At 70.6% G+C, this 20100-nt stretch carries 14 protein-coding genes and 1 riboswitch; of the genes, 9 read left to right on the forward strand and 5 right to left on the reverse strand.

All coding sequences use genetic code 11. From position 1 onward, the window contains the following. The first annotated feature begins 1 nt into the window (after position 1). Together ACH4S8_RS39650 and nuoN are read left to right on the forward strand one after the other, a co-directional pair. Positions 2-1573, forward strand: coding sequence for an NADH-quinone oxidoreductase subunit M (locus tag ACH4S8_RS39650; RefSeq protein ID WP_398403194.1), 1572 nt, complete (start codon positions 2-4; stop codon positions 1571-1573). After that, entirely contained in the window at positions 1570-3228 is a 1659-nt protein-coding gene (gene nuoN / locus ACH4S8_RS39655; protein ID WP_398403196.1) for an NADH-quinone oxidoreductase subunit NuoN, read from the forward strand. Before ACH4S8_RS39650 ends, nuoN begins: the two co-directional genes overlap by 4 nt. Before the next feature lie 59 nt (positions 3229-3287). Here nuoN and ACH4S8_RS39660 read toward each other — a convergent pair whose 3' ends face one another. After that, on the reverse strand, positions 3288-3998 hold the full coding sequence (locus ACH4S8_RS39660; protein ID WP_398403198.1) for a hypothetical protein: 711 nt from the start codon (positions 3996-3998) through the stop codon (positions 3288-3290). A 290-nt stretch (positions 3999-4288) separates the two neighbouring features. Here ACH4S8_RS39660 and recQ point away from each other — a divergent pair, with 290 nt between their 5' ends. Continuing rightward, positions 4289-6298: a DNA helicase RecQ gene (gene recQ, locus ACH4S8_RS39665; protein ID WP_398403226.1), complete on the forward strand. Its 2010-nt coding sequence runs from the start codon at positions 4289-4291 to the stop codon at positions 6296-6298. A 219-nt stretch (positions 6299-6517) separates the two neighbouring features. On the opposite strand, the gene fahA is transcribed toward recQ, so the two are convergent. After that, the gene (fahA, locus tag ACH4S8_RS39670) at positions 6518-7747 is read right to left on the reverse strand and encodes a fumarylacetoacetase (RefSeq protein WP_398403200.1); all 1230 of its coding nucleotides are present in this window, start codon (positions 7745-7747) and stop codon (positions 6518-6520) included. An 812-nt stretch (positions 7748-8559) separates the two neighbouring features. Between fahA and ACH4S8_RS39675 the strand changes: the two genes are divergently transcribed. Beyond that, complete coding sequence (locus tag ACH4S8_RS39675; RefSeq protein ID WP_398403202.1) at positions 8560-9369, forward strand: HAD family hydrolase; 810 nt, start codon at positions 8560-8562, stop codon at positions 9367-9369. Between the two features lie 156 nt (positions 9370-9525). Here ACH4S8_RS39675 and ACH4S8_RS39680 read toward each other — a convergent pair whose 3' ends face one another. Next, entirely contained in the window at positions 9526-10287 is a 762-nt protein-coding gene (locus ACH4S8_RS39680) for a transglycosylase SLT domain-containing protein (protein ID WP_398403204.1), read from the reverse strand. Between the two features lie 3 nt (positions 10288-10290). Beyond that, positions 10291-10483, reverse strand: a riboswitch (cyclic di-AMP (ydaO/yuaA leader). Positions 10484-12081: 1598 nt separating this feature from the next. On the opposite strand from ACH4S8_RS39680, the gene ACH4S8_RS39685 reads away from it, so the two are divergent. Continuing rightward, positions 12082-13092 carry a polyprenyl synthetase family protein gene (locus tag ACH4S8_RS39685; protein WP_386592985.1) on the forward strand — a complete coding sequence of 337 codons (1011 nt, stop codon included), beginning with the start codon at positions 12082-12084 and terminating at the stop codon, positions 13090-13092. 330 nt (positions 13093-13422) lie between these two features. Here the strand turns inward: ACH4S8_RS39685 and ACH4S8_RS39690 are convergent, their stop codons facing one another. Continuing rightward, entirely contained in the window at positions 13423-14019 is a 597-nt protein-coding gene (locus ACH4S8_RS39690) for a hypothetical protein (RefSeq protein ID WP_398403207.1), read from the reverse strand. Positions 14020-14260: 241 nt separating this feature from the next. Between ACH4S8_RS39690 and ACH4S8_RS39695 the strand changes: the two genes are divergently transcribed. The 4 genes from ACH4S8_RS39695 to ACH4S8_RS39710 all read left to right on the forward strand — a co-directional run bounded on the left by ACH4S8_RS39695 (position 14261) and on the right by ACH4S8_RS39710 (position 19060). Then, positions 14261-15364, forward strand: coding sequence for a CHRD domain-containing protein (locus ACH4S8_RS39695; RefSeq protein ID WP_398403208.1), 1104 nt, complete (start codon positions 14261-14263; stop codon positions 15362-15364). A 306-nt stretch (positions 15365-15670) separates the two neighbouring features. After that, positions 15671-16948 carry an outer membrane lipoprotein carrier protein LolA gene (locus ACH4S8_RS39700; protein ID WP_398403210.1) on the forward strand — a complete coding sequence of 426 codons (1278 nt, stop codon included), beginning with the start codon at positions 15671-15673 and terminating at the stop codon, positions 16946-16948. A 32-nt stretch (positions 16949-16980) separates the two neighbouring features. After that, a complete protein-coding gene (locus ACH4S8_RS39705; RefSeq protein ID WP_398403212.1) occupies positions 16981-18075 on the forward strand; it encodes an ABC transporter ATP-binding protein in 1095 nt (364 codons plus the stop codon). Beyond that, positions 18062-19060, forward strand: a complete 999-nt coding sequence (locus ACH4S8_RS39710; protein WP_398403214.1) for an ABC transporter permease — start codon at positions 18062-18064, stop codon at positions 19058-19060. Before ACH4S8_RS39705 ends, ACH4S8_RS39710 begins: the two co-directional genes overlap by 14 nt. A gap of 32 nt (positions 19061-19092) precedes the next feature. On the opposite strand, the gene ACH4S8_RS39715 is transcribed toward ACH4S8_RS39710, so the two are convergent. Further along, positions 19093-19677: a flavodoxin family protein gene (locus ACH4S8_RS39715; protein ID WP_398403216.1), complete on the reverse strand. Its 585-nt coding sequence runs from the start codon at positions 19675-19677 to the stop codon at positions 19093-19095. Positions 19678-20100: the final 423 nt, after the last annotated feature.

Genomic DNA, 20100 nt, shown 5'->3' on the forward strand with positions numbered 1-20100 from the left:
GATGTCCTTTCCTCTGCTGACAGCGACGGCGGCGCTCCCGGCCCTCGGGGCGATCGCCACGGCCGCCGTGCCGGCCGCGCAGCGCGTCGCCGCCAAATGGCTGGCGCTGCTCGTCTCCCTCGGCACGCTGGCGTTCGCCGCGGTCACCCTGGTGCGTTTCGACCCCGGCGGCGCCCGCTACCAGCTCACCGAGTCCCACGCCTGGATCCCGGACTTCGGGGTGCGCTACCAACTGGGCGTGGACGGCATCGGGGTGGCGCTCGTCGCGCTCACCGCGCTGTTGATGCCGTTCGTGATCCTGGCGGGCTGGCACGACGCCGACCCGCACGAGACCGGAAGCAGGCGCTGGCGCCCGACCCAGGGCTTCTTCGCCCTGATCCTGGCCGTCGAGGCGATGGTGATCATCTCCTTCGAGGCCACCGACGTCTTCCTCTTCTACATCTTCTTCGAAGCCATGCTGATCCCGATGTACTTCCTCATCGGCGGCTTCGGGGACCGTGCCCACGAACACGGCGACGAGGCGGCGGCGACGCAGCGCTCGTACGCCGCGGTGAAGTTCCTCCTCTACAACCTGGTCGGCGGCCTGATCATGCTGGCCGCCGTGATCGGCCTCTACGTGGTGGCCGGGAGCTTCTCGCTCCAGGAGATCGTCCACGCGCGGGCCGACGGCTCCCTGCACATGGCGACCAGCACCGAACGGTGGCTGTTCCTCGGCTTCTTCTTCGCCTTCGCGGTGAAGGCGCCCCTGTGGCCGCTGCACACCTGGCTGCCCAACGCCATGGGCGAGGCCACCGCGCCGGTCGCCGTGCTGATCACGGCGGTCGTCGACAAGGTCGGCACCTTCGCGATGCTCCGCTTCTGCCTCCAGCTCTTCCCGGAGGCCAGCAAGTGGGCGACGCCCGCGATCCTCGTACTGGCGCTGATCAGCATCGTCTACGGGGCACTGCTCGCGGTCGGACAGCGGGACATCAAGCGGCTGGTCGCCTACGCGTCGATCTCGCACTTCGGGTTCATCATCCTGGGCATCTTCGCGATGACCAGTCAGGGCCAGTCGGGCGCGACGCTCTACATGGTCAACCACGGGATCTCGACCGCCGCACTCATGCTCGTGGCCGGCTTCCTGATCTCGCGGCGCGGTTCGCGTCTCATCGCCGACTACGGAGGGGTGCAGAAAGTCGCCCCGGTACTCGCCGGCACCTTCCTGATCGGCGGCCTCGCGACACTGTCGCTCCCCGGTCTCGCGCCCTTCGTGAGTGAATTCCTGGTCCTGGTGGGCACGTTCACGCGCTACCCGGTGGCCGGCATCATCGCCACCTTCGGCATCGTCCTGGCCGCGCTCTACACCCTCGTCCTCTACCAGCGGACGATGACCGGCCCGGTCAAGGCCGAGGTGGCCGAGATGCCGGACCTCAGGGTGCGCGAGCTCCTGGTGGTCGCCCCGCTGATCGCTCTGCTGATCTTCCTGGGCGTCTTCCCGAAGCCGCTCACCGACATCGTCAACCCGGCGGTCAAGCAGACCATGTCAGACGTACAGAAGACGGACCCCCAGCCCGAGGTGGAGGCGGCCAAGTGAGCGCATCAGCCGTCCACAGCCTGTGGACAACAGCGGCAACCGCGGCCGAGCCGATCTCCAAGATCGAGGCACCGAAGATCGAGTACGCGCAGTTGTCGCCCACTCTGATCGTCATCGGCGCGGCGGTCGTCGGGGTTCTGATCGAGGCCTTCGTGCCCCGCAAGTCCCGTTACTACGCGCAGGTGTTCGTCGCCGTCGTCGCGCTGGCCGCCGCCTTCTCGGCGGTCGTCGCGCTCGCGGCGGGCGGATACGGCACCACGAAGGCGCACATCGCGGCGATGGGCGCGATCGCGGTCGACGGACCGGCCCTGTTCCTCCAGGGCACGATCCTGCTCGCCGGAATCCTCGGCGTCTTCACCTTCGCCGAGCGGCGCCTGGACCCCCAGGCGCACGGAAACCGGGTCGACGCGTTCGCCGCGCAGGCCTCGTCGGTGCCCGGCAGCGACAGCGAGAAGGCCGCCGTGAAGGCCGGGTTCACCACCACCGAGGTGTTCCCGCTGCTGCTCTTCGCGATCAGCGGCATGCTGGTCTTCCCCTCGGCCAACGACCTGCTGACCCTGTTCGTCGCGCTGGAGGTCTTCTCCCTGCCGCTCTACCTCCTGTGCGCCGTGGCCCGCCGCAAGCGGCTCATGTCGCAGGAGGCGGCGGTCAAGTACTTCCTGCTCGGCGCCTTCGCCTCCGCGTTCACGCTCTTCGGCATCGCCCTGCTGTACGGCTACGCGGGCTCGGTGTCGTACGCGACGATCGCGCACGTCGTCGACGGCACGGTCACGAACGTCGACCCGGCCCTCGCCGGCACCATGGGCAACGACGTGCTCCTGCTCATCGGCACGGCCCTGGTCGTCATGGGCCTGCTCTTCAAGGTCGGCGCGGTGCCCTTCCACATGTGGACACCCGACGTCTACCAGGGCGCACCGACCCCGGTCACCGGCTTCATGGCGGCGGCGACGAAGGTGGCGGCGTTCGGCGCGCTGCTGCGCCTGCTGTACGTCGTCCTGCCGGGTCTGCGCTGGGACTGGCGGCCGGTCATGTGGGCCGTGGCGATCGTCACCATGCTGGGCGGTGCGATCGTCGCGATCACCCAGACCGACATCAAGCGGCTCCTGGCGTACTCGTCGATCGCGCACGCCGGGTTCATCCTCGCGGGCGTCATCGCGACCTCGCCGGACGGTGTCTCGTCGGTCCTCTTCTACCTCGGCGCGTACTCCTTCGTCACGATCGGCGCCTTCGCCGTCGTCACGCTCGTACGGGACGCGGGCGGAGAGGCCACGCACCTGTCCAAGTGGGCGGGGCTCGGACGCAGGTCCCCGCTGGTGGCCGCGGTGTTCGCGGTCTTCCTGCTGGCCTTCGCCGGCATCCCGCTCACTTCGGGATTCGCCGGAAAGTTCGCCGTGTTCAAGGCGGCGGCCGAGGGCGGCGCGGGCGCGCTGGTCGTGGTCGGTGTCATCTCGTCGGCGATCGCCGCGTTCTTCTACATCCGCGTGATCGTGCTGATGTTCTTCAGCGAGCCGAAGCCCGAGGGGCCGACGGTCGCCGTGCCGTCGCCGCTGACCACCACGGCGATCGCGGTGGGTGTGGCGGTCACACTGGTGCTCGGTGTGGCGCCGCAGTACTTCCTGAACCTGGCGAGCCAGGCGGGAGTCTTCGTGCGCTGAGCAGGCCTTCCGCGGCTCGGGCCCCGCCCCCTTCCGGGGGAGCGGGGCCCGAGCCGTTCTCAGTGGCCGGTGTGTGCCGTGCCCGCGGAGCCGGTGTGCGTCGTGGCCGTGGAACCCGTGTGCGCTGTGCCGGACGAGCCGGTGTGGGCTGTCGCGGACGGGCCGGTGTGGGTCATGCCGGACGAGCCGGTGTGGGCCGTGTCCGACTTGCCGGGGTGGGCCGGAGCGGCCGGGCACTTCACCCGGGGGTTCCAGCGGTCGAACAGCCCGTTGGGGTTCTGCTTCCAGAGCCAGACGTGCAGGTCGTAGTGGATCGGCATGCCCGGGTAGTGACCCGGCATCGGACCGTCGAACTTCTGACCGCCGAACATCGACGGCCGGTCCTTGCTGGTCTTCATGTTCTGGTCGGAGTCCAGCACGATCCACTCGACCCCGGCGAGCCGGCGCTTGCCGTTCTTGCCGTCCTCGAAGAGAAGAGCCGAGGGCTTCGCCGGATCGAGTGAGCCGTAGCGGGACTCGTTGAAGTAGTGGTAGCCCATGCTGCCGTGCCCCGCGGGATCCGAGGAGCACTGGTGAGGGACGTATCCGTCGGCGAGAGCGGCCTTCTCGTCGAGGTACTTGACGCTGGCCAGATACGCCTTGACCAGATCCCGCACGGCTTTCGGATCGGCCGGACGGGCCGCGGCCGGGGCCGGAGCGGCGGACAGGGCGAGCGACGCGGCGGCGGCTGTCACGAGGGTGATGGCGGTCCTGAGTGGACGCTGGGACATGCGATGGCTCCTAGAGACACGAGAGAGGCGTACGGACTGCACGGGTCCGTCGGCTGCGGGCCCCCTCCTCCCGCCCGAGCAGCATGGCCCCCGGCCCTGAAGCGCCGCCATGCAGACGGGGCCAACGGGTTGAACCCGGCCGGAGTGCGCCGTGCAGGGGAGTGAGACGGGACGGGCGCCGGTACGTAGGGAAGCCGGTCCCTCGCAGCCTGTGGACAACTCTCGGACTGTCGGCGCGGCCCCCTATCGTGGACGCAGTGGTCGAGGCGCGACGTACGGGGGACAGGACGATGGGCGGGACGGGTGTGATGACCGAAGCTGACGCGACGGAGACGCTGGGCGAGAGTGAGGCACTGGCCACTCTCCACCGGGTCTTCGGGTACGGCGCCTTCCGTGGCGAGCAGGAAGCGATCATCGAGCACGTGGTGACGGGCGGTGACGCCGTCGTCCTGATGCCGACCGGTGGCGGAAAGTCCCTCTGCTACCAGATCCCTTCCCTGGTCAGACCGGGTACGGGTGTGGTGGTCTCCCCGCTCATTGCGCTCATGCAGGACCAGGTGGACGCGCTGCGGGCGCTGGGTGTGCGCGCCGGGTTCATGAACTCCACGCAGGACTTCGACGAGCGGCGCGTGGTCGAGGCGGAGTTCCTGTCCGGAGAACTCGACCTGCTCTATCTGGCCCCCGAGCGGTTGCGTCTCGACAGCACGCTGGACCTGCTGTCCCGCGGGAAGATCTCCGTCTTCGCGATCGACGAGGCGCACTGTGTGGCCCAGTGGGGCCACGACTTCCGTCCCGACTATCTGGCGCTCTCGCTGCTCGGCGAACGCTGGCCCGACGTCCCGCGCATCGCGTTGACGGCCACCGCCACGCGCGCCACGCACAAGGAGATCACCCAGCGCCTGGGCATGCCCGCGGCCCGCCACTTCGAGGCGAGTTTCGACCGGCCCAACATCCAGTACCGGATCGTCCCCAAGGCCGACCCGAAGAAGCAGCTGCTGTCCTTCCTGCGTGAGGAGCACGTGGGCGACGCGGGCATCGTGTACTGCCTCTCGCGCAACTCCGTGGAGAAGACAGCCGAGTTCCTCTCCCGCAACGGCGTCGAGGCCGTGCCGTACCACGCGGGTCTGGATGCGGGGACCCGTGCCGCGCACCAGTCCCGCTTCCTGCGGGAGGAGGGCCTCGTGGTCGTCGCCACGATCGCCTTCGGCATGGGCATCGACAAGCCGGATGTCCGGTTCGTCGCCCACCTCGACCTCCCGAAGTCGGTCGAGGGCTACTACCAGGAGACGGGACGCGCCGGCCGTGACGGACTCCCCTCCACCGCGTGGATGGCCTACGGCCTTCAGGACGTGGTCCAGCAGCGCAAGCTGATCCAGGGCTCGGAGGGCGACGAGGCGTTCAGACGCCGGGCCGCCTCCCATCTGGACTCGATGCTCGCCCTGTGCGAGACGGCCCGGTGCCGGCGCTCACAGCTCCTGGCCTACTTCGGCCAGGACCCCGACACCCCGGCCTGCGGCAACTGCGACACCTGTCTGACGCCTCCGGAGACCTGGGACGGCACCGTCGCGGCGCAGAAACTGCTGTCCACGGTGGTGCGTCTGAAGCGCGAGCGGGGACAGAAGTTCGGCGCGGGCCAGATCGTCGACATCCTGCTCGGGCGCAAGACCGCCAAGGTGATCCAGTTCGACCATGACCAGCTGTCCGTCTTCGGTATCGGCGAGGAGCTGGCGGAGTCCGAATGGCGCGGTGTCGTCAGGCAGTTGCTGGCCCAGGGACTGATCGCGGTCGAGGGTGAGTACGGCACGCTGGTGCTGACCGACGCGAGCGGGACCGTGCTGCGGCGCGAACGCGACGTGCCGCTGCGCAAGGAGGCGCCGAAGCCGGCCTCCTCCCGGTCGTCGGCGCCCAAGGGTGAGCGCAAGACCAAGGCGGTGGCGGCCGAGCTGCCCGCCGAGCTGGTTCCCGCGTTCGAGGCGCTGCGTGCCTGGCGCGCGGAGCAGGCACGGGAGCAGGGCGTCCCGGCGTACGTCATCTTCCACGACGCCACGCTGCGGGAGATCGCCACCGTGTGGCCCGCCTCCGTGAAGGACCTGGGTGGCATCAGCGGGGTGGGCGAGAAGAAGCTGGCGACGTACGGAGAAGGGGTCATCGGGGTGCTCGCCTCGCTGGGCGGCGGCACGCCCGCGGCACAGCCGACCGGAGGCGGACCCGGGGCCGAGCCGGGTCCGGCGGCCGCTGCGGGACCGGACCCGGACTGGCCCGAGCTGGACCAGGAGCCGGAGCCGGAGGACTGGATGTAGTGGGTCCGGCGCGGGGACCGGGGCGCCGCCCGTCCGGGCTGGGGCGTCGGCCCGTCCGGGCTCCGGCGGTGCCGTCGGGCTCCGCGGGGCGCGGTGGCCAGGGTCCTGGCCACCGTGACACGGACCTCGTTCTCGCGAAGACTCCGCGGAGACCCTTCGCCGGTTCCCCCCGCCGGGGCTCTCCCGGAGCCCCCGGCCGAGCCCTCTCCCGGGGACCTTCTACGGGGAGACGGCCTGCGTGATGCGGCCCCGGACCTCGCCGAGGCCCACCCGGGTCCCGCCCGGGCCGGGTGCCCAGGCCGTCAGGGTGACCTCGTCGCCGTCCTCGAGGAACGTGCGTTTGCCGTCGGGGAGTTCCAGGGCGTCGCGCCCGTTCCAGGTGAGTTCGAGAAGCGAGCCGCGCTCGCCCTCGGAGGAGCCGCTGACGGTCCCGGAACCGTAGAGGTCACCGGTGCGCAGGGAGGCGCCGTTGACCGTCATGTGGGCGAGCTGCTGGGCGGCCGTCCAGTACATGGTGGAGAAGGGGGGTTCGGAGACGACGTGGCCGTTGATGGCCACGGAGATCCGGAGGTCGTAGCCGCCCGGTTCCTCGGAGGCGTCGTCGAGGTAGGGGAGAAGGGGGTGCGTGCGGACGGGTGGGGCCACCAGTGCGTCGTCCAGGGCGTCGAGCGGGGTGATCCACGCCGACACGGACGTGGCGAAGGACTTGCCGAGGAAGGGGCCGAGCGGGACGTACTCCCAGGCCTGGATGTCGCGCGCCGACCAGTCGTTGAGCAGGCAGAGGCCGAAGACGTGGTCGCGGTAGTCGCCGAGCGCCACCGGCCGGCCCTGTTCCGAGGGGGTGCCGACCACGAAGCCCACCTCCGCCTCGATGTCCAGACGGATCGAGGGGCCGAAGACCGGGGCGGCGTCCGCGGGGGCCTTGCGCTGGCCCGAGGGGCGGACGACATCCGTGCCGGAGACGACGACCGTGCCGGAACGGCCGTGATAACCGATCGGCAGGTGCTTCCAGTTGGGCGTGAGGGAGTCGGCGGCGTCGGGGCGGAAGATCTGCCCGACGTTCCGGGCGTGGTTCTCGGAGGCGTAGAAGTCGACGTAGTCCGCGACGGTGAACGGGAGGTGCAGCGTCACGCCGGAAAGCGGGTGGAAGTGGGGGGCGAGAGTCTCCCGGTGGGCGGGGACGGTCACCCAGGCCGTCAGCGCGCGCCGGACGTCGGACCAGGCGGTGCGGCCCGCGGCGAGCAGCGGGTCGAGGGTCGGCTGGGCGAGCAGCCCGGCGTAGGGGGAGCCGAGCGCGCGGGCCGCGGCGCCCGCGTCGAGCACGTGGTCGCCGAGCCGTACGCCGACGCGTCGCTCGGGGGCGCCGGCCGGGTCGGTCAGGGAGAACACGCCGTACGGCAGGTTGTGCGGGCCGAAGGGATCGCCCTCGGGGACATCGAAGGGGGGCATCGGTTGGTGCCTCGCTTTCGGGTTCGTACTCGCCATGTGGTGCATGCGTTCCACGCTTTTTATGTGGTCGGGGCCCACGTTACGGGGGAGCGCCCCTGCTGTGGCAGGGCCTAAAGAGTTTGTGATGTCCGTATTGTTCTTGTCGGGAACGGTAATTCCGGCTTGGTGCCAGATGGGGCGCGGGTGGGGTGGGGCCGGTCCGGCGGGGGCGTGAGGGGGGTGGGGCTGGGGGAGGGGGGGAGGGGGCCCCTAGTCACGCGTTCCAGAGAATGTGTCAGTCGACGCCGGTCGACGCCGGTCGGCGCTGGTCGGCAAGTTCCGGGTCGCCGGGATCGCCTCACACGCGCCCCGGTCTTGCCCCGGGCACGCTCCCGGCCATGCCCCGGCCGCGCCCCTGGCCATGCCCCAGTCACGCACTTGTCCATCCCGTCCACCATGCCCGTCCCCTCGGACGCGTCACCGGATCGCCGAGCCGGGCTCGGACCGGCCTCTGTCGGTGCCGAGTTGGGGGGCCAGCGGCCCAACGAACCCTTTGTGTGACGGACTTGGCGGTGCCTGTCGCGTCATGGGTGTCCTGGCGTGTACCCGTGCCGGAATGGCCTGTTGGCGAGTTGCCCTTGTTCCAGGGGGTGTTGGGGTGTTGTGGTCGGTCGTGTGCGGGAAAGTCGGTGTGGGCGGAAGCGGAGCTTGAGTGATCCGAAGCGGTCGCAACGCGCTTACCACCGTGCGGTGAACGGCGTTGCTGACGGGATACCGGACGTCGTCCGGTTCACGCCGGGCCGATGAGTCGTTCGATCCGTATTCTTCGGATCATGGCCGCTCCGACTGCATATTCACTCATCGCCACTGACCTGGACGGAACGCTGCTGCGCGGCGACGACACACTCTCCGACCGGACACGTGCCGCGTTGGCGAAGGTGACCCGGGCGGGTGCCCGGCATCTCGTGGTCACGGGCCGTCCCGCACCGCGTGTGCGACCGCTCCTGGACGAACTCGGCGGCGAGGGACTGGCGGTGTGCGGGCAGGGAGCGCAGCTCTACGACGCCGGCGCGGACCGCATGCTGTGGTCGGTGACCCTGGACAGGGAACTGGCGGAGACGGCGCTCGGCAAGATCGAGGCGGAGGTCGGGCTGTTGTACGCGGCGGTCGACCAGGACGGAGTGGACGGGCTGACGCTGATCGAACCGGGTTATGTGATGCCGCATCCGACGCTGCCGGCGGTGCGGGTGCCGCGCCGGGACGACCTCTGGGCGGAGCCGATCAGCAAGGTGCTGCTCCGCCATCCGTCCCTGTCCGACGACGAGTTGGCGTCCGCGGCACGGGGAGTGGTCGGTTCGCTGGCGACGGTCACCATGTCGGGGCCCGGAACCGTCGAACTCCAGCCATGCGGGGTGACCAAGGCGACGGGCCTGGCTCTCGCCGCGGCGCACCTCGGACTCACGCCGTGCGCGACGCTCGCCTTCGGTGACATGCCCAATGACATCCCGATGTTCGACTGGGCGGCCCGGGGTGTGGCGATGGCCAACGCCCATCCGGAGCTGAAGGCGGTGGCCGACGAGATCACCCTGTCGAACGAGAACGACGGGATCGCCGTGGTCCTGGAGCGCCTCTTCGGCTTCTAGGGGCGTCGGCGCATCCGTGACGCACCTCCTGCACACCTCGACACATCCCAGCGCTCCGATGCACCCCTACACACCCCTGTACACCCAACGCACCCGCCGACGGGCCGGGGAGGCGCCGTCGGCGGGTGCGGGTGAAGAAGGGGGTGCGGGGCGGGATCAGTAGGCGCCGTTGACGTTGTCGATGGAGCCGTAGGTCTTGGCCGCGTAGTTGCAGGCCGCGGTGATGTTCGCGACCGGGTCGTAGATGTTCATCGACGTGCCGGCGACGTGGTACGCCTGGAAGGTGGGGTCGATGACCTGGAGCAGACCCTTGGAGGGGATGCCCGCGGCGGCGTTGGAGTCCCAGTTGTTGATGGCATTGGGGTTGCCGGAGGACTCGCGCATCACGTTGCGGTGGATGCCGTCGTAGCTGCCCGGGATGCCCGCCTTGGCCATGACGTCGAGGGATTCCTTGATCCAGCCGTCGAGGTTGTTGGCGTACGTCTTGACGGAGGCCTGGGTGACGGTGGTCGTCTTGGACTTGGCGACGGCGGAGGTCGCGTTCGCCGTGGTGCGGACGGTCGTCGTCCCCAGCGACTTCGTGCCGACGGTCAGCTTCAGGCCCGGACGGATCAGGGCCGGGTTGTCGCCGATGACGGCGCGGTTCGCCGTGTACAGCTTCTTCCAGCCGCCGCTCTTGGGGTACTTCTTCGCCACCTTGGAGAGGGTGTCGCCCGCGACCACCTTGTAGGTGATGAGGTGCACGTTGGGGACCACCGCGGTGTGGGCGGCCTGGGGGGCCTGGGCCGGGGTGGCGGCGCTGGCGCCGGTGGCGCTCACGAGCGGGAGGGCGAGGGCGATGCCGCCCGTTCCGGCGGCGATCATGCCCCGGGTGATGACGTTGGTCTTCGTGCGGCGGTGCTTGCCTCGTATGGGCATGACGAATTTCCTCTCCGACGCCTGCGAGGTGAGCTGTCGGGTTCGGGCGGGAGATGCCCGGCCGCGCTGTGAGCGCGGCTTCACCCCTAGCCGGTCCGTTATGTCCGGATCGGCGGCTTACCTGTGGTTCCCCCGCTCCTGCCGTGCGTGGGTCGATGGGTTTCCGGGCGGCGGCAGGATTCGGCGATCCGCCCGGGGTCGACCAGAACGTATGCGAGAGCACATGTCCGAAACAAGGCGAGATTTGACTGCGAAGATCGCTTTCTCCTGGTTGGGGCGGTGGTGAAAAGTCCGATTGTGCCGGAATTGGATCCTCAACTTGCCTTTAGCGAAGGGGTTGGTCGGGAGCGGGTCCATGGCGGCGGCCGGACTCGCCGGTGACCCAACTCACGAGACCAAAGAGCATCAAGGAGGCATGCGGGGTAAATCGGGCATTGCGCTTGTGGTGGCGGCCGCTGCGGGGCCCTCCGGAGGGTGCCGAGCGGCCCTTCGTGCGGCGGGAATTGTGGCGCGGGACACGTCGGGGAGCGCGGCTCGTCGGGGACGGAAGCGCCGACCGCGCGGGAGCCGGACCCGACTCGGTGCGAGGTGAACTGCAGCCCGCGTCAAGGGAGTTCGCTGTAAGTGCGAGGTGCATGGGGTGAACTCCCGCACTCCGTAAGCCCCGTAAACCCCATAAGCCCCGTAAGCCCTGCAAGGTCCGTCGGCTGTGTCGGCTGTGTCGGCTGCGTGGCTCCGCCGGCCGGCCGTGCGCGGGATTCGCTTCTGGGCCCGGTGGAAGGCGACCCCGTCGCAGCCCTTGCAGGGGACGAGGCGCCCCGTGTCGACCCCCGTGTGCCGCGAGGAGCGCACCGGCGCCGGGGTGTCCCGGAGCGCGTACGCGGCCGGGGTCACCGAGAGGGAGGGCCGGGCGAGGTCGCCCACCTGGAGGTCCGGGGGTCCACGCGTACACGGTCGCCGGAGGGTGCGCGTCCATCACGTACGGGCGCAGGAGGGGGACGGAGGGCGCGTCCGTCTCCTCGTCCCCGCGCCGGTGGCCCCACCGGCGCGGCGTCTCCCGCGGGAGACCGATCGCCGGTCCGGGCGGCAGGTCCCGGTCCGGGTGCTGGCGGGACCAGGAGCCGATGAGGCCGCGCACGTCCACGTGGACGGGGGTGTGGCCGTGCCCGGCGTACCAGGGGTGGCGTTGCCGGTCGCGGCGCCGTTCCGCCGGTCAGGTGGTGAGGGGGGTGCTCCGGAAGTGTCGGTACGGGCTCCTCGGTCGGCGGCCTTCAGATCCGGGCGTGCAGACGGGTGCCGTCCGAGAGGGGGACGAGGGCGTCCTCATGAGTGATCTCGTAGGAGAAGGGCGTACGGATGCGCATGAGCGTCACCCCGATGGACGGAATGTGTCGTGCGGCACGGCTGGAGGACGGGAACCGTCCCGTCCCGGCCGCATGCGGTTCGGGCATGGCGGTGACACGGTCACCCCTTCCGGGTACTTCGCCGCATGTCGTCGTACGTCGCTTCGCATCATCCGATCATGGTCATACCGTCGGTGATTCGGATGGCGCCCGCGAGCCGGGGTACCCGCCGTTGGGGCACGCAGGTGCTTCCCGTCTGCCTTCCGGGTGTACTCCCGCACACCTCCTGGCGGAGCGAAGTGGGCCGGGGGACGGTGGGCGCTCGCGGTGATCGAAACCTGACCGGATACGCTGACTTGAGTGATGGCAGCGACACATCGACAAACCGTGTCATCGACCGAATGATCGACCGAGTTCGCCATGTGATCGTCAGCAGACAGGAGAACCTCTCGTGACCGTCGTCGGGCCGTTCGGGCTGAGCGTGCGGGACCAGGCTCTCGAAGCCGATGTCCAGGCCGGATTGGCGGCTGTCGAGGAGGGTTTGCTCGAAGCCACCAAGAGCGAGGTCCCGTTCATCACGGAAGCCGCCCAGCACCTCGTGCGGGCCGGCGGGAAGCGGTTCAGGCCGCTGCTCGTGATGCTCGCCGCGCAGTTCGGAGACCCCTACGCGCCGGGTGTCGTGCCCTCGGCCGTGGTCGTCGAGCTGACCCATCTCGCCACGCTCTACCACGACGACGTGATGGACGAGGCCGAGGTCCGGCGCGGGGTGGCCAGCGCCAACGCCCGCTGGGGCAACTCGCTGGCCGTCCTCACCGGCGACTTCCTCTTCGCCCGCGCCTCCTACATCCTGGCCGACCTCGGGCCCGAGGCCGTCCGGATCCAGGCCGAGGCGTTCGAGCGGCTGGTGACCGGGCAGATCCTGGAGACCGCGGGACCGCGCGACGGCCGCGACCCGGTCGATCACTACCTCGACGTGCTCGGCGGCAAGACCGGATCGCTGGTCGCGGTCGCGTGCCGGTTCGGCGCGATGATGTCGGGCGCCGACGAGACGGTCGTGGACGTGCTCACGCAGTACGGCGAGCGGCTGGGCGTCGCCTTCCAGCTCGCCGACGACGTCCTCGACATCGCGTCCGACTCGCACGAGTCCGGCAAGACGCCGGGGACGGATCTGCGCGAGGGCATCGCCACGCTGCCGGTGCTGCGGCTGCGTGAGCGCGCCGAGCGGCTGGGGCTCGCCGAGGACATCGCGCTGTGCGAGCTGCTCGCCTCCGACCTGACGGACGACGCGCGGCACGCGGAGGCGCTGGCCCGGCTGCGGGAGCATCCCGCGCTGGAGCAGGCGCGCCGGGACACCGTGCGCTACGCGGAGGAGGCGCGCGCCGCGCTGGCCCCGCTGCGCGAGTGCGACGCGAAGGCCGCGCTGGTCGAGCTGGTGGACGCGGTGGTGCACCGGGCCGGCTGAGACGCCGTCTCTTGTGCACCGGCCCCGGGTACGTATCTGTCCCGGGTGCGTACCTGTCCCGGGCGGGTACCTGCCCCGCGTGTGCACAGGTCCCGGGCCGGTGGAGGCCGGCCCTTGGGTGTCGTCGGGCCGGCGGAGGCCGGTTTCTTTCGCTGTCACCGAGCCGGTGGAACCGGGCTCCTGGAGGGCGGCGCCTAGGTGCCGCCGGGCCCCTGGAGGCCGGTTCCGTGTTTTCGCCGGGCCGGTGAGGGCGGGTGTCCGGTGTTCACCGGGCCGGCCGGAGCGACTGTCGGTGGCCTCCGCCGGCTCTTTCCCCCGCGGTGGCTGCCGTCAGTACCCGCTGCCGCTTCCCGTGCCGGTGGTGGCCGGACTCGAGGACGACGACGCCGAGGCGGGTGTGGTGATCTTCGCTCCGCTGGGGGTGACGGCCCACCATGTTCCGTCCACTCCCTGGCCGTACGGCTCCTTCGGCTCGTCGTCCTTGGCGTACCGGTAGAGGGGCCAGCCGGCGAGGGTGATCTGGGTGCTGCCGTCGTTGCGCTTCACCGTGGAGACCAGGCTCTTGTCGATGCCCTTCGTGGTCACCGAGCCCGGTGAAGTGGTCGTGGCCGCCGGCCAGAGCGCGGCGCAGGTGCTGTAACAGGTGACCTTGGTCGGGTTGGCCGAGTCCGCGTCGAAGCGGTACAGGACGTATCCCTTTCCGTCGGTCACGACCGTGCCCAGTTTCGCGACGTTGGCGGTGGTCAGCATCGACGTGGCCGATCCCGTGGTGGCTTTCTGTGTCGAGCCGCTGTTCTGGGGGGTGCTGGTCCCGCTGCTGCTACTGCTGCCGCTGCCACCGCCGCCCCCTCCGCAACCGGCGAGCGTGAGCGCCAGGACGGCGGCGCCCGTGGCGGCGTATCCCGTGACGTGCCTGATGGCGACCATGGCGATGCCTCGATCCTTTGAACCCTGGAATGCTGGACGATCTGATCGCTGCCACCCGTAAGTACGGATTCGAGTCGTTTTCTACTCGAATGCCTGCCACATTTGATGGTTTCCGGGCGGTACGAGGCGATGTGACCGGCGCCACATGATTGCGGTGAGTGTGGGCTCGGACCGGCTCCGTAATCATGCGCGGAAGCCGACGCAGGGGGCGTCGGCCGGGTTACGGGGAGGAATCGGAATCATGGGATCGAACGCCACGTGCACGACGCGCCGCAAGAGCCTGATCCTGACCGGCGCCGCGGTGGCTGCCGCTGCCACGGTCGCCGCCGTCGTCGTCCCGGCGGTCGCTGTCGACCAGGGCGCACACGGCGCCAGGGACGCGCAGAGCACTCAGGGCACTCATGGCAGGCGCAGCGCTCACGGCACTGCCGACAGGAGCAGGGGCAGGAGCGAGAGCGACGCCGCGCGCCGCTCCGGGCGCGAGGGGCGAACGGTCGTGACGAGCCACGACCTCATGGGCGGCAGTGGCGGCACCGTCCTCGCCGCGAGCCTGCGCGGCACCGCCGAAGTGCCCGTCCAGGGCGGCCCGGCCGTCGGTGACGCGGACGGCACGGTGCTGGAATTCGTCAAGGTCGAGGGGGACAAGGTGTCCGTCGCCGTGACCTGGCGCGGTACCGGAAGGCCCACCCTGCTCCACCTCCACCAGGGTGCCAAGGGCGCCGACGGCGACGTCAGGATCGACTTCAGCGGGCTGCTCCACCGGGTCAAGGGGGGTCACAGCGCCGTCGGGACGGTCGAGGTCGAGGACGGGAACCTGCTCGACACGCTCAAGGCCGACCCCGGTTCCTTCTACTCGGACCTGCACACCACGAAATTCCCGGGCGGGACCGTCCGCGGACAGCTCCACAAGGTGACGGGCGCCTTCGACTTCCGCAACGCCCTGCGCAACTTCCAGGAGTCCGTGGTCGAGGGCGAGCAGATCTACGAGTGCAAGCCGGCCCCGTCGGGCGGCTACGGCTTCGCCCAGCGCGACGTCGCCGCACGGCTCGGCGGTCATATCGCTCACTCGTTCGTGAAGCCCAACTCCGGTACCCCGCAGTGGATCGCACCCGACCGCAGCGCCGTCACCGGGACGCTGATCGCGAAGACCCCGAACGGCGCGACGAACATCCCCGAGCTCGACCTCGCCGCCACGCGGTCCGGCAGGGATCACGGCCTGCTGGCCGGGACGCAGGAGATCCTGCGCCTGAACACCGTGGGCGGCGTCGCCCCGGCCGGCTCCTGCACGCCGGGCGCGATCGTGGGCGTCCCGTACCGGGCCGACTACGTGTTCGTGCAGCGCTGAGACGGGCGGCCGGTCCGCCGGTGATCCGGCCGGGGCGGTGTTTCCCCATGGGCCCCTGGACGTTCCCTCGTGAGCGTTTCCCCATGAGCGACCCCTACGGGTCCCCTACGGGTCCGGTGGAGGCACCGCCCCCTCACGTCATACCGCAGGACTACGCGGAGTTGAGCCCGCGGGTTGACGCTTTCATCCGGCGTATTTGGTCAGATGGAGAACACCACTCCTCACCGGACCGGGTGAGAATGGCGGCTTAGGAGTGGAGCAGGGAACGAGGGCAGGGCCGCCGCCGACGACGGAGGTAAGGCACACATGGCACCGTACGAATCCGACGACAGCGCGAGGGCCGCAGAGGCCGACGACAGGCTCGCCGGGCGACGCAAGGCCGCTCGGTACGTCGTTCCGGTCGCGGTGGTGGGGGTGGCGGCGGCGACGATCGGACTCGTCCCGGCGCTCGCCGACTCCGGGGACCCCGATCTGCCGAAGGTCACCGCGCAGCAACTCATCGAGAAGATCGCCAAGTCGGACGTCCAGCAGCTGTCCGGCACGGTCAAGATCAGCACCGATCTGGGGCTGCCCGACCTGGGCGGCCTGGAGAGCGGCCTGCTGTCCGGCGTGGCCAAGGGCCACGGCGATTCCTCCGCCGACCCGCAGTCCAAGCTCCTCGAACTGGCCTCGGGCACGCACACGCTGCGCGTCGCGGCCGACGGACCGGACCGGGGCAAGGTCTCCCTGCTCGACAACGCCGCCGAGTACAGCGTCATCCACAACGGCAAGGACGTGTGGGGGTATGACAGCAAGTCGAACGAGGTCTTCCACTCGACGTCCGCCGAGTCCGGGCACGCCGACGGGGGCAAGGACGAGGGCAAGGCGCCGCGGGACGTCCCGGCCACACCCAAGGACTTCGCCGACGAGGTCCTCAAGTCCGTGGACGACACGACCTCCGTGACCGTGGACGGCACCGCGCACGTCGCGGGCCGTGACGCCTACAAGCTGGTCGTCAAGCCCCGCCAGTCCGGCACCACGGTCGGCGCGATCAGCATCGCGGTGGACGCGAAGACGGGGCTCCCGCTGAAGTTCACGCTGACCCCGGCCGCCGGTGGCGCGGCCGTCGTGGACGCGGGCTTCACCCAGGTCGACTTCTCCCGGCCGGCCGCGTCGACGTTCTCCTTCACCCCGCCGAAGGGCGCGAAGGTCACCGAGGGCGACGACCTGAAGGCCGCGAAGGGCGACGAGCCGAAGGGCCCGCGGGGCGCCGAGCCGAAGCGCGTGGAGAAGGGCGGGCCGAAGGGCCACGAGGAGACGGCCGACGGCCTCGGCGGTCCGAAGACGATCGGCAAGGGCTGGAACTCGATCATCGTGCTCGACACCGGTGGCAAGGGCGTGCCGTCCGGCGCGTCCGGTTCGACCGGCAACAGCGATGTCGACGGGTTCCTGAACTCCCTCGGCGACCACGTCAAGGGCACGTTCGGCTCGGGCACGGTCTACTCGACCCGCCTGGTCAACGCGCTGATCACGGACGACGGCAAGGTGTACGCCGGTGCCGTCACCAAGGCCGCGCTGGTGAAGGCCGCGAACGCGGACCGGTAGGCACGGCCGGCAGAAGCGAACCGAGGGAGCCCATGGAGGAGCTGTCCGCCGACGAGCCCGATCCGGCGCGGGCCGCGGGCGCCCCCGTCCCCGCAGGGCGGACGGGAAGCGCCCGCACGGAGCCCGCCCGGGAGCAGGGAGGCACGGCCGCCGTGCCCGCGCGGGGCGCGGGAGGTGCCGGTGCCGTGTCCACCGAGGACGCGGTGATCGCCACCCGTGCGCTGAGCAAGCGGTACCGCGGCGGACAGCTCGCCGTCGACGGCCTGGACCTCACCGTCCCGGCGGGCAGCGTCTTCGGCTTCCTCGGGCCGAACGGCTCGGGCAAGACCACCACCATCCGCATGCTGATGGGGCTGATCGAGCCGACCTCGGGCACGGCGAGCGTGCTGGGGCGGCCCATGCCCCGGTCCGCGCGCACCGTGCTCCCGCACGTCGGGGCACTGATCGAGGGCCCCGCCCTGTACGGCTTCCTCTCCGGGCGGGACAACCTCCTGCGGTACGACGCCGCGGACCCGACCGCCGATCCCCGCACCCGCAGGACACGCGTCGAGAGCACGCTGGAGCGGGTCGGGCTGTCCGCCGCCGCGGGAAAGAAGGCGAAGGCGTACTCCCTGGGCATGAAGCAGCGGCTCGGACTCGCGGCCGCGCTGCTCCAGCCCCGCCGGCTGCTCGTCCTGGACGAGCCGACCAACGGTCTCGACCCCCAGGGCATGCGTGAGATCCGCTCGCTGGTCAGGGAGCTGGCGTCCGACGGCACGACCGTCTTCCTCTCCTCGCACCTCCTCGACGAGATCGAGCAGGTCTGTACCCACGCGGCCGTGATGGCCCAGGGGCGGCTCATCGTCCAGGGCCCGGTTGCCGACCTCGCGGCCGGCGCGCGGGGCCGGCTGGTGGTGACCACCCCGGACGGCGGGGACGCGGCACGGATCCTGAAGGAGCAGGGCGTCACGGATCTCGTCGTGACCGAGAGGGGAGTGACCGCGGAGCCACCCGACCGTGAGCTCGCCGAACTGAACGCCGCGCTGGTCATGGCGGGCGTCCGGGTCCGCGGATTCGGGGTCGAACGGGCCTCGCTGGAGGACGCGTTCGTGGCGCTGACCGGGGAGGGATTCGATGTCGCGGGCTGAAAGTCTGCCGCAGCGGGACACACGGACGGCGAAGGAGCCGTCCCCCGGGGCGGGCGAGAGCCCCGCGGCCGCGCCGGGAAACAGCGCGGGAGGCCCGACGGAGATCGTCTCGGGAGGGAAGGCGGAACCGGGGCCCGGCCGCGGGCCGAGCCCTCTGTGGACCTTCGGACTCTTCCGCGACGAACTCGTCACCACGTTCCGCCGCTGGCGGACGATCGCGCTGCTCGGCGTGCTCGCGGCCGTGCCGATCCTCATCGGGGTCGCCGTCCGGGTCGAGACGAGCGGCGGCTCGACCGCGGGTGGTGGCGGTGAGGGCCCCGCGTTCATCGCGCAGATCACCAACAACGGCCTGTTCCTGGTGTTCACCGGGCTGGCCGCGACCCTCCCCTTCTTCCTGCCGATGGCGATCGGCGTCATCGCGGGCGACGCGATCGCCGGCGAGGCCAACGCCGGAACCCTGCGCTATCTGCTGGTCGCGCCCGCCGGCCGTACGCGGCTGCTGCTCACGAAGTACGCGACGACGATGACGTTCTGCCTGGTGGCGACCCTGGTAGTGGCGGTCTCGGCGTTCGCGGTGGGCGCCCTGCTGTTCCCGCTGGGCGAGCTGACCACGATCTCCGGGACCCGTATCGGCTTCGCCGAGGGGCTCGGCCGGGCGCTGCTCATCGCCCTGGTCGTCGCCGCGTCACTGACCGGTGTCGCCGCGCTCGGCCTGTTCGTCTCCACGCTCACCAACAGCGGCATCGCGGCGATGGCGACGACGGTCGGCCTCCTGATCACCGTCCAGATCCTCGACCAGATCCCCCAGCTGCACGCACTCCAGCCGTACTTCTTCTCCCACTACTGGCTGTCCTTCGCCGACCTCATGCGCGACCCCGTCTACTGGGACGGTCTGGTCCGCGACCTCGGCCTCCAGAGCCTGTACGTCGCCGTGTTCGGGTCGGCCGCGTGGGCGCGGTTCACGACGAAGGACATCACCGCCTGAGCGGGCCCGTCACCGCCCGTACGCCGGACGCCTCACCGCTCGTACGGGAAACGGGCGAGCGGTGCCTCCTGTGCGAAGAAGGACTTCGCACGCGTCAGCGCGCCGGTGTCGTTCAGCACGTCGCCGCGCCTGCTGCCGTTGCCGAGCAGGACCCCGCCGAAGCGCATCTTCATGTACGCCGCCGTGTGGTTCAGCGTGCCGATCAGCGGGTCGGCGACCTCCGGCTCCTCGTGCGCGAGCGCGGTGACGCCCCAGAGCGTGCGCCCGGCCAGGGTCGCCTTGAAGTCGACACCGGGCGTGCGCAGCCAGCCCGACCAGTAGTCCAGGTAGCGCTTCGTCAGTCCGGACACCGAGTACCAGTACAGCGGCGAGGCGATCACGATGTCGGTGGCGGCGAGGGTGGCGTCCAGCAGCATGGCCGGTGTGCCCGCGGCGGGGGGCCGTACGTGGTCGCCGTCCCGGCGCAGGTCGGTGAAGTCGGGGAGCGGGTGCTCGGCCAGGGACAGCCAGTGCTGCTCCGTGTCCGCGGGCAGTTGTTCGGCGGCCCTGCGGGCCAGGGTCTCGGTGTTGCCGCCGGGGCGGCTGCTGCCGAGCACGAACAGGAATCGGCGGGTCATGGGTCCCCCTGGGATGCGTCGGCGGTCGATCACACGCGTGAACAATATATGCACACGCATTTACCTGTCCAGGGCCCCGGGTCAGCCCCGGGCCCTGCCTCCCCCTCGGCCCGCGCCCGGCCGAACCAGCGTTTTTCGCCCCCTCCGCCCCTACCCTTCCCGTACCCGGGGCTCCGCCCCGGACCCCGCTCCTCAAACGCCGGAGGGGCTGAACTTTCCCCGGCCGGGGCTGAAATGCGGACCGGCCGGGGCTGGAATGCGGGCGGACCACGGATCGCCCGCAGCCGGGATTCGGCGAAAGCGGCCGACCGGTCACCCCGATGCACCTGCAGCCGGGTACGCGCGGGAGGGGCCGTGCCGGTACATCACATGCCCGTCGCCACCGACGGTCACCTCTCGTCCAACGGCGACGGGCGGATGTAC

The sequence above is a fragment of the Streptomyces sp. NPDC021080 genome (assembly GCF_044333225.1).
Taxonomy (GTDB): Bacteria; Actinomycetota; Actinomycetes; order Streptomycetales; family Streptomycetaceae; genus Streptomyces.

Excerpts from the sequence above, each read along its gene's own strand:
- ACH4S8_RS39705 (WP_398403212.1), top strand. The coding sequence starts at position 16,981 with ATGGAGGAGCTGTCCGCCGACGAGCCCGATCCGGCGCGGGCCGCGGGC.
- recQ (WP_398403226.1), top strand. The coding sequence starts at position 4,289 with ATGGGCGGGACGGGTGTGATGACCGAAGCTGACGCGACGGAGACGCTG.
- ACH4S8_RS39700 (WP_398403210.1), top strand. The coding sequence starts at position 15,671 with ATGGCACCGTACGAATCCGACGACAGCGCGAGGGCCGCAGAGGCCGAC.
- ACH4S8_RS39680 (WP_398403204.1), bottom strand. The coding sequence starts at position 10,287 with ATGCCCATACGAGGCAAGCACCGCCGCACGAAGACCAACGTCATCACC.
- ACH4S8_RS39715 (WP_398403216.1), bottom strand. The coding sequence starts at position 19,677 with ATGACCCGCCGATTCCTGTTCGTGCTCGGCAGCAGCCGCCCCGGCGGC.
- ACH4S8_RS39695 (WP_398403208.1), top strand. The coding sequence starts at position 14,261 with ATGGGATCGAACGCCACGTGCACGACGCGCCGCAAGAGCCTGATCCTG.
- ACH4S8_RS39690 (WP_398403207.1), bottom strand. The coding sequence starts at position 14,019 with ATGGTCGCCATCAGGCACGTCACGGGATACGCCGCCACGGGCGCCGCC.
- fahA (WP_398403200.1), bottom strand. The coding sequence starts at position 7,747 with ATGCCCCCCTTCGATGTCCCCGAGGGCGATCCCTTCGGCCCGCACAAC.
- ACH4S8_RS39660 (WP_398403198.1), bottom strand. The coding sequence starts at position 3,998 with ATGTCCCAGCGTCCACTCAGGACCGCCATCACCCTCGTGACAGCCGCC.
- ACH4S8_RS39650 (WP_398403194.1), top strand. The coding sequence starts at position 2 with ATGTCCTTTCCTCTGCTGACAGCGACGGCGGCGCTCCCGGCCCTCGGG.
- ACH4S8_RS39710 (WP_398403214.1), top strand. The coding sequence starts at position 18,062 with ATGTCGCGGGCTGAAAGTCTGCCGCAGCGGGACACACGGACGGCGAAG.
- ACH4S8_RS39675 (WP_398403202.1), top strand. The coding sequence starts at position 8,560 with ATGGCCGCTCCGACTGCATATTCACTCATCGCCACTGACCTGGACGGA.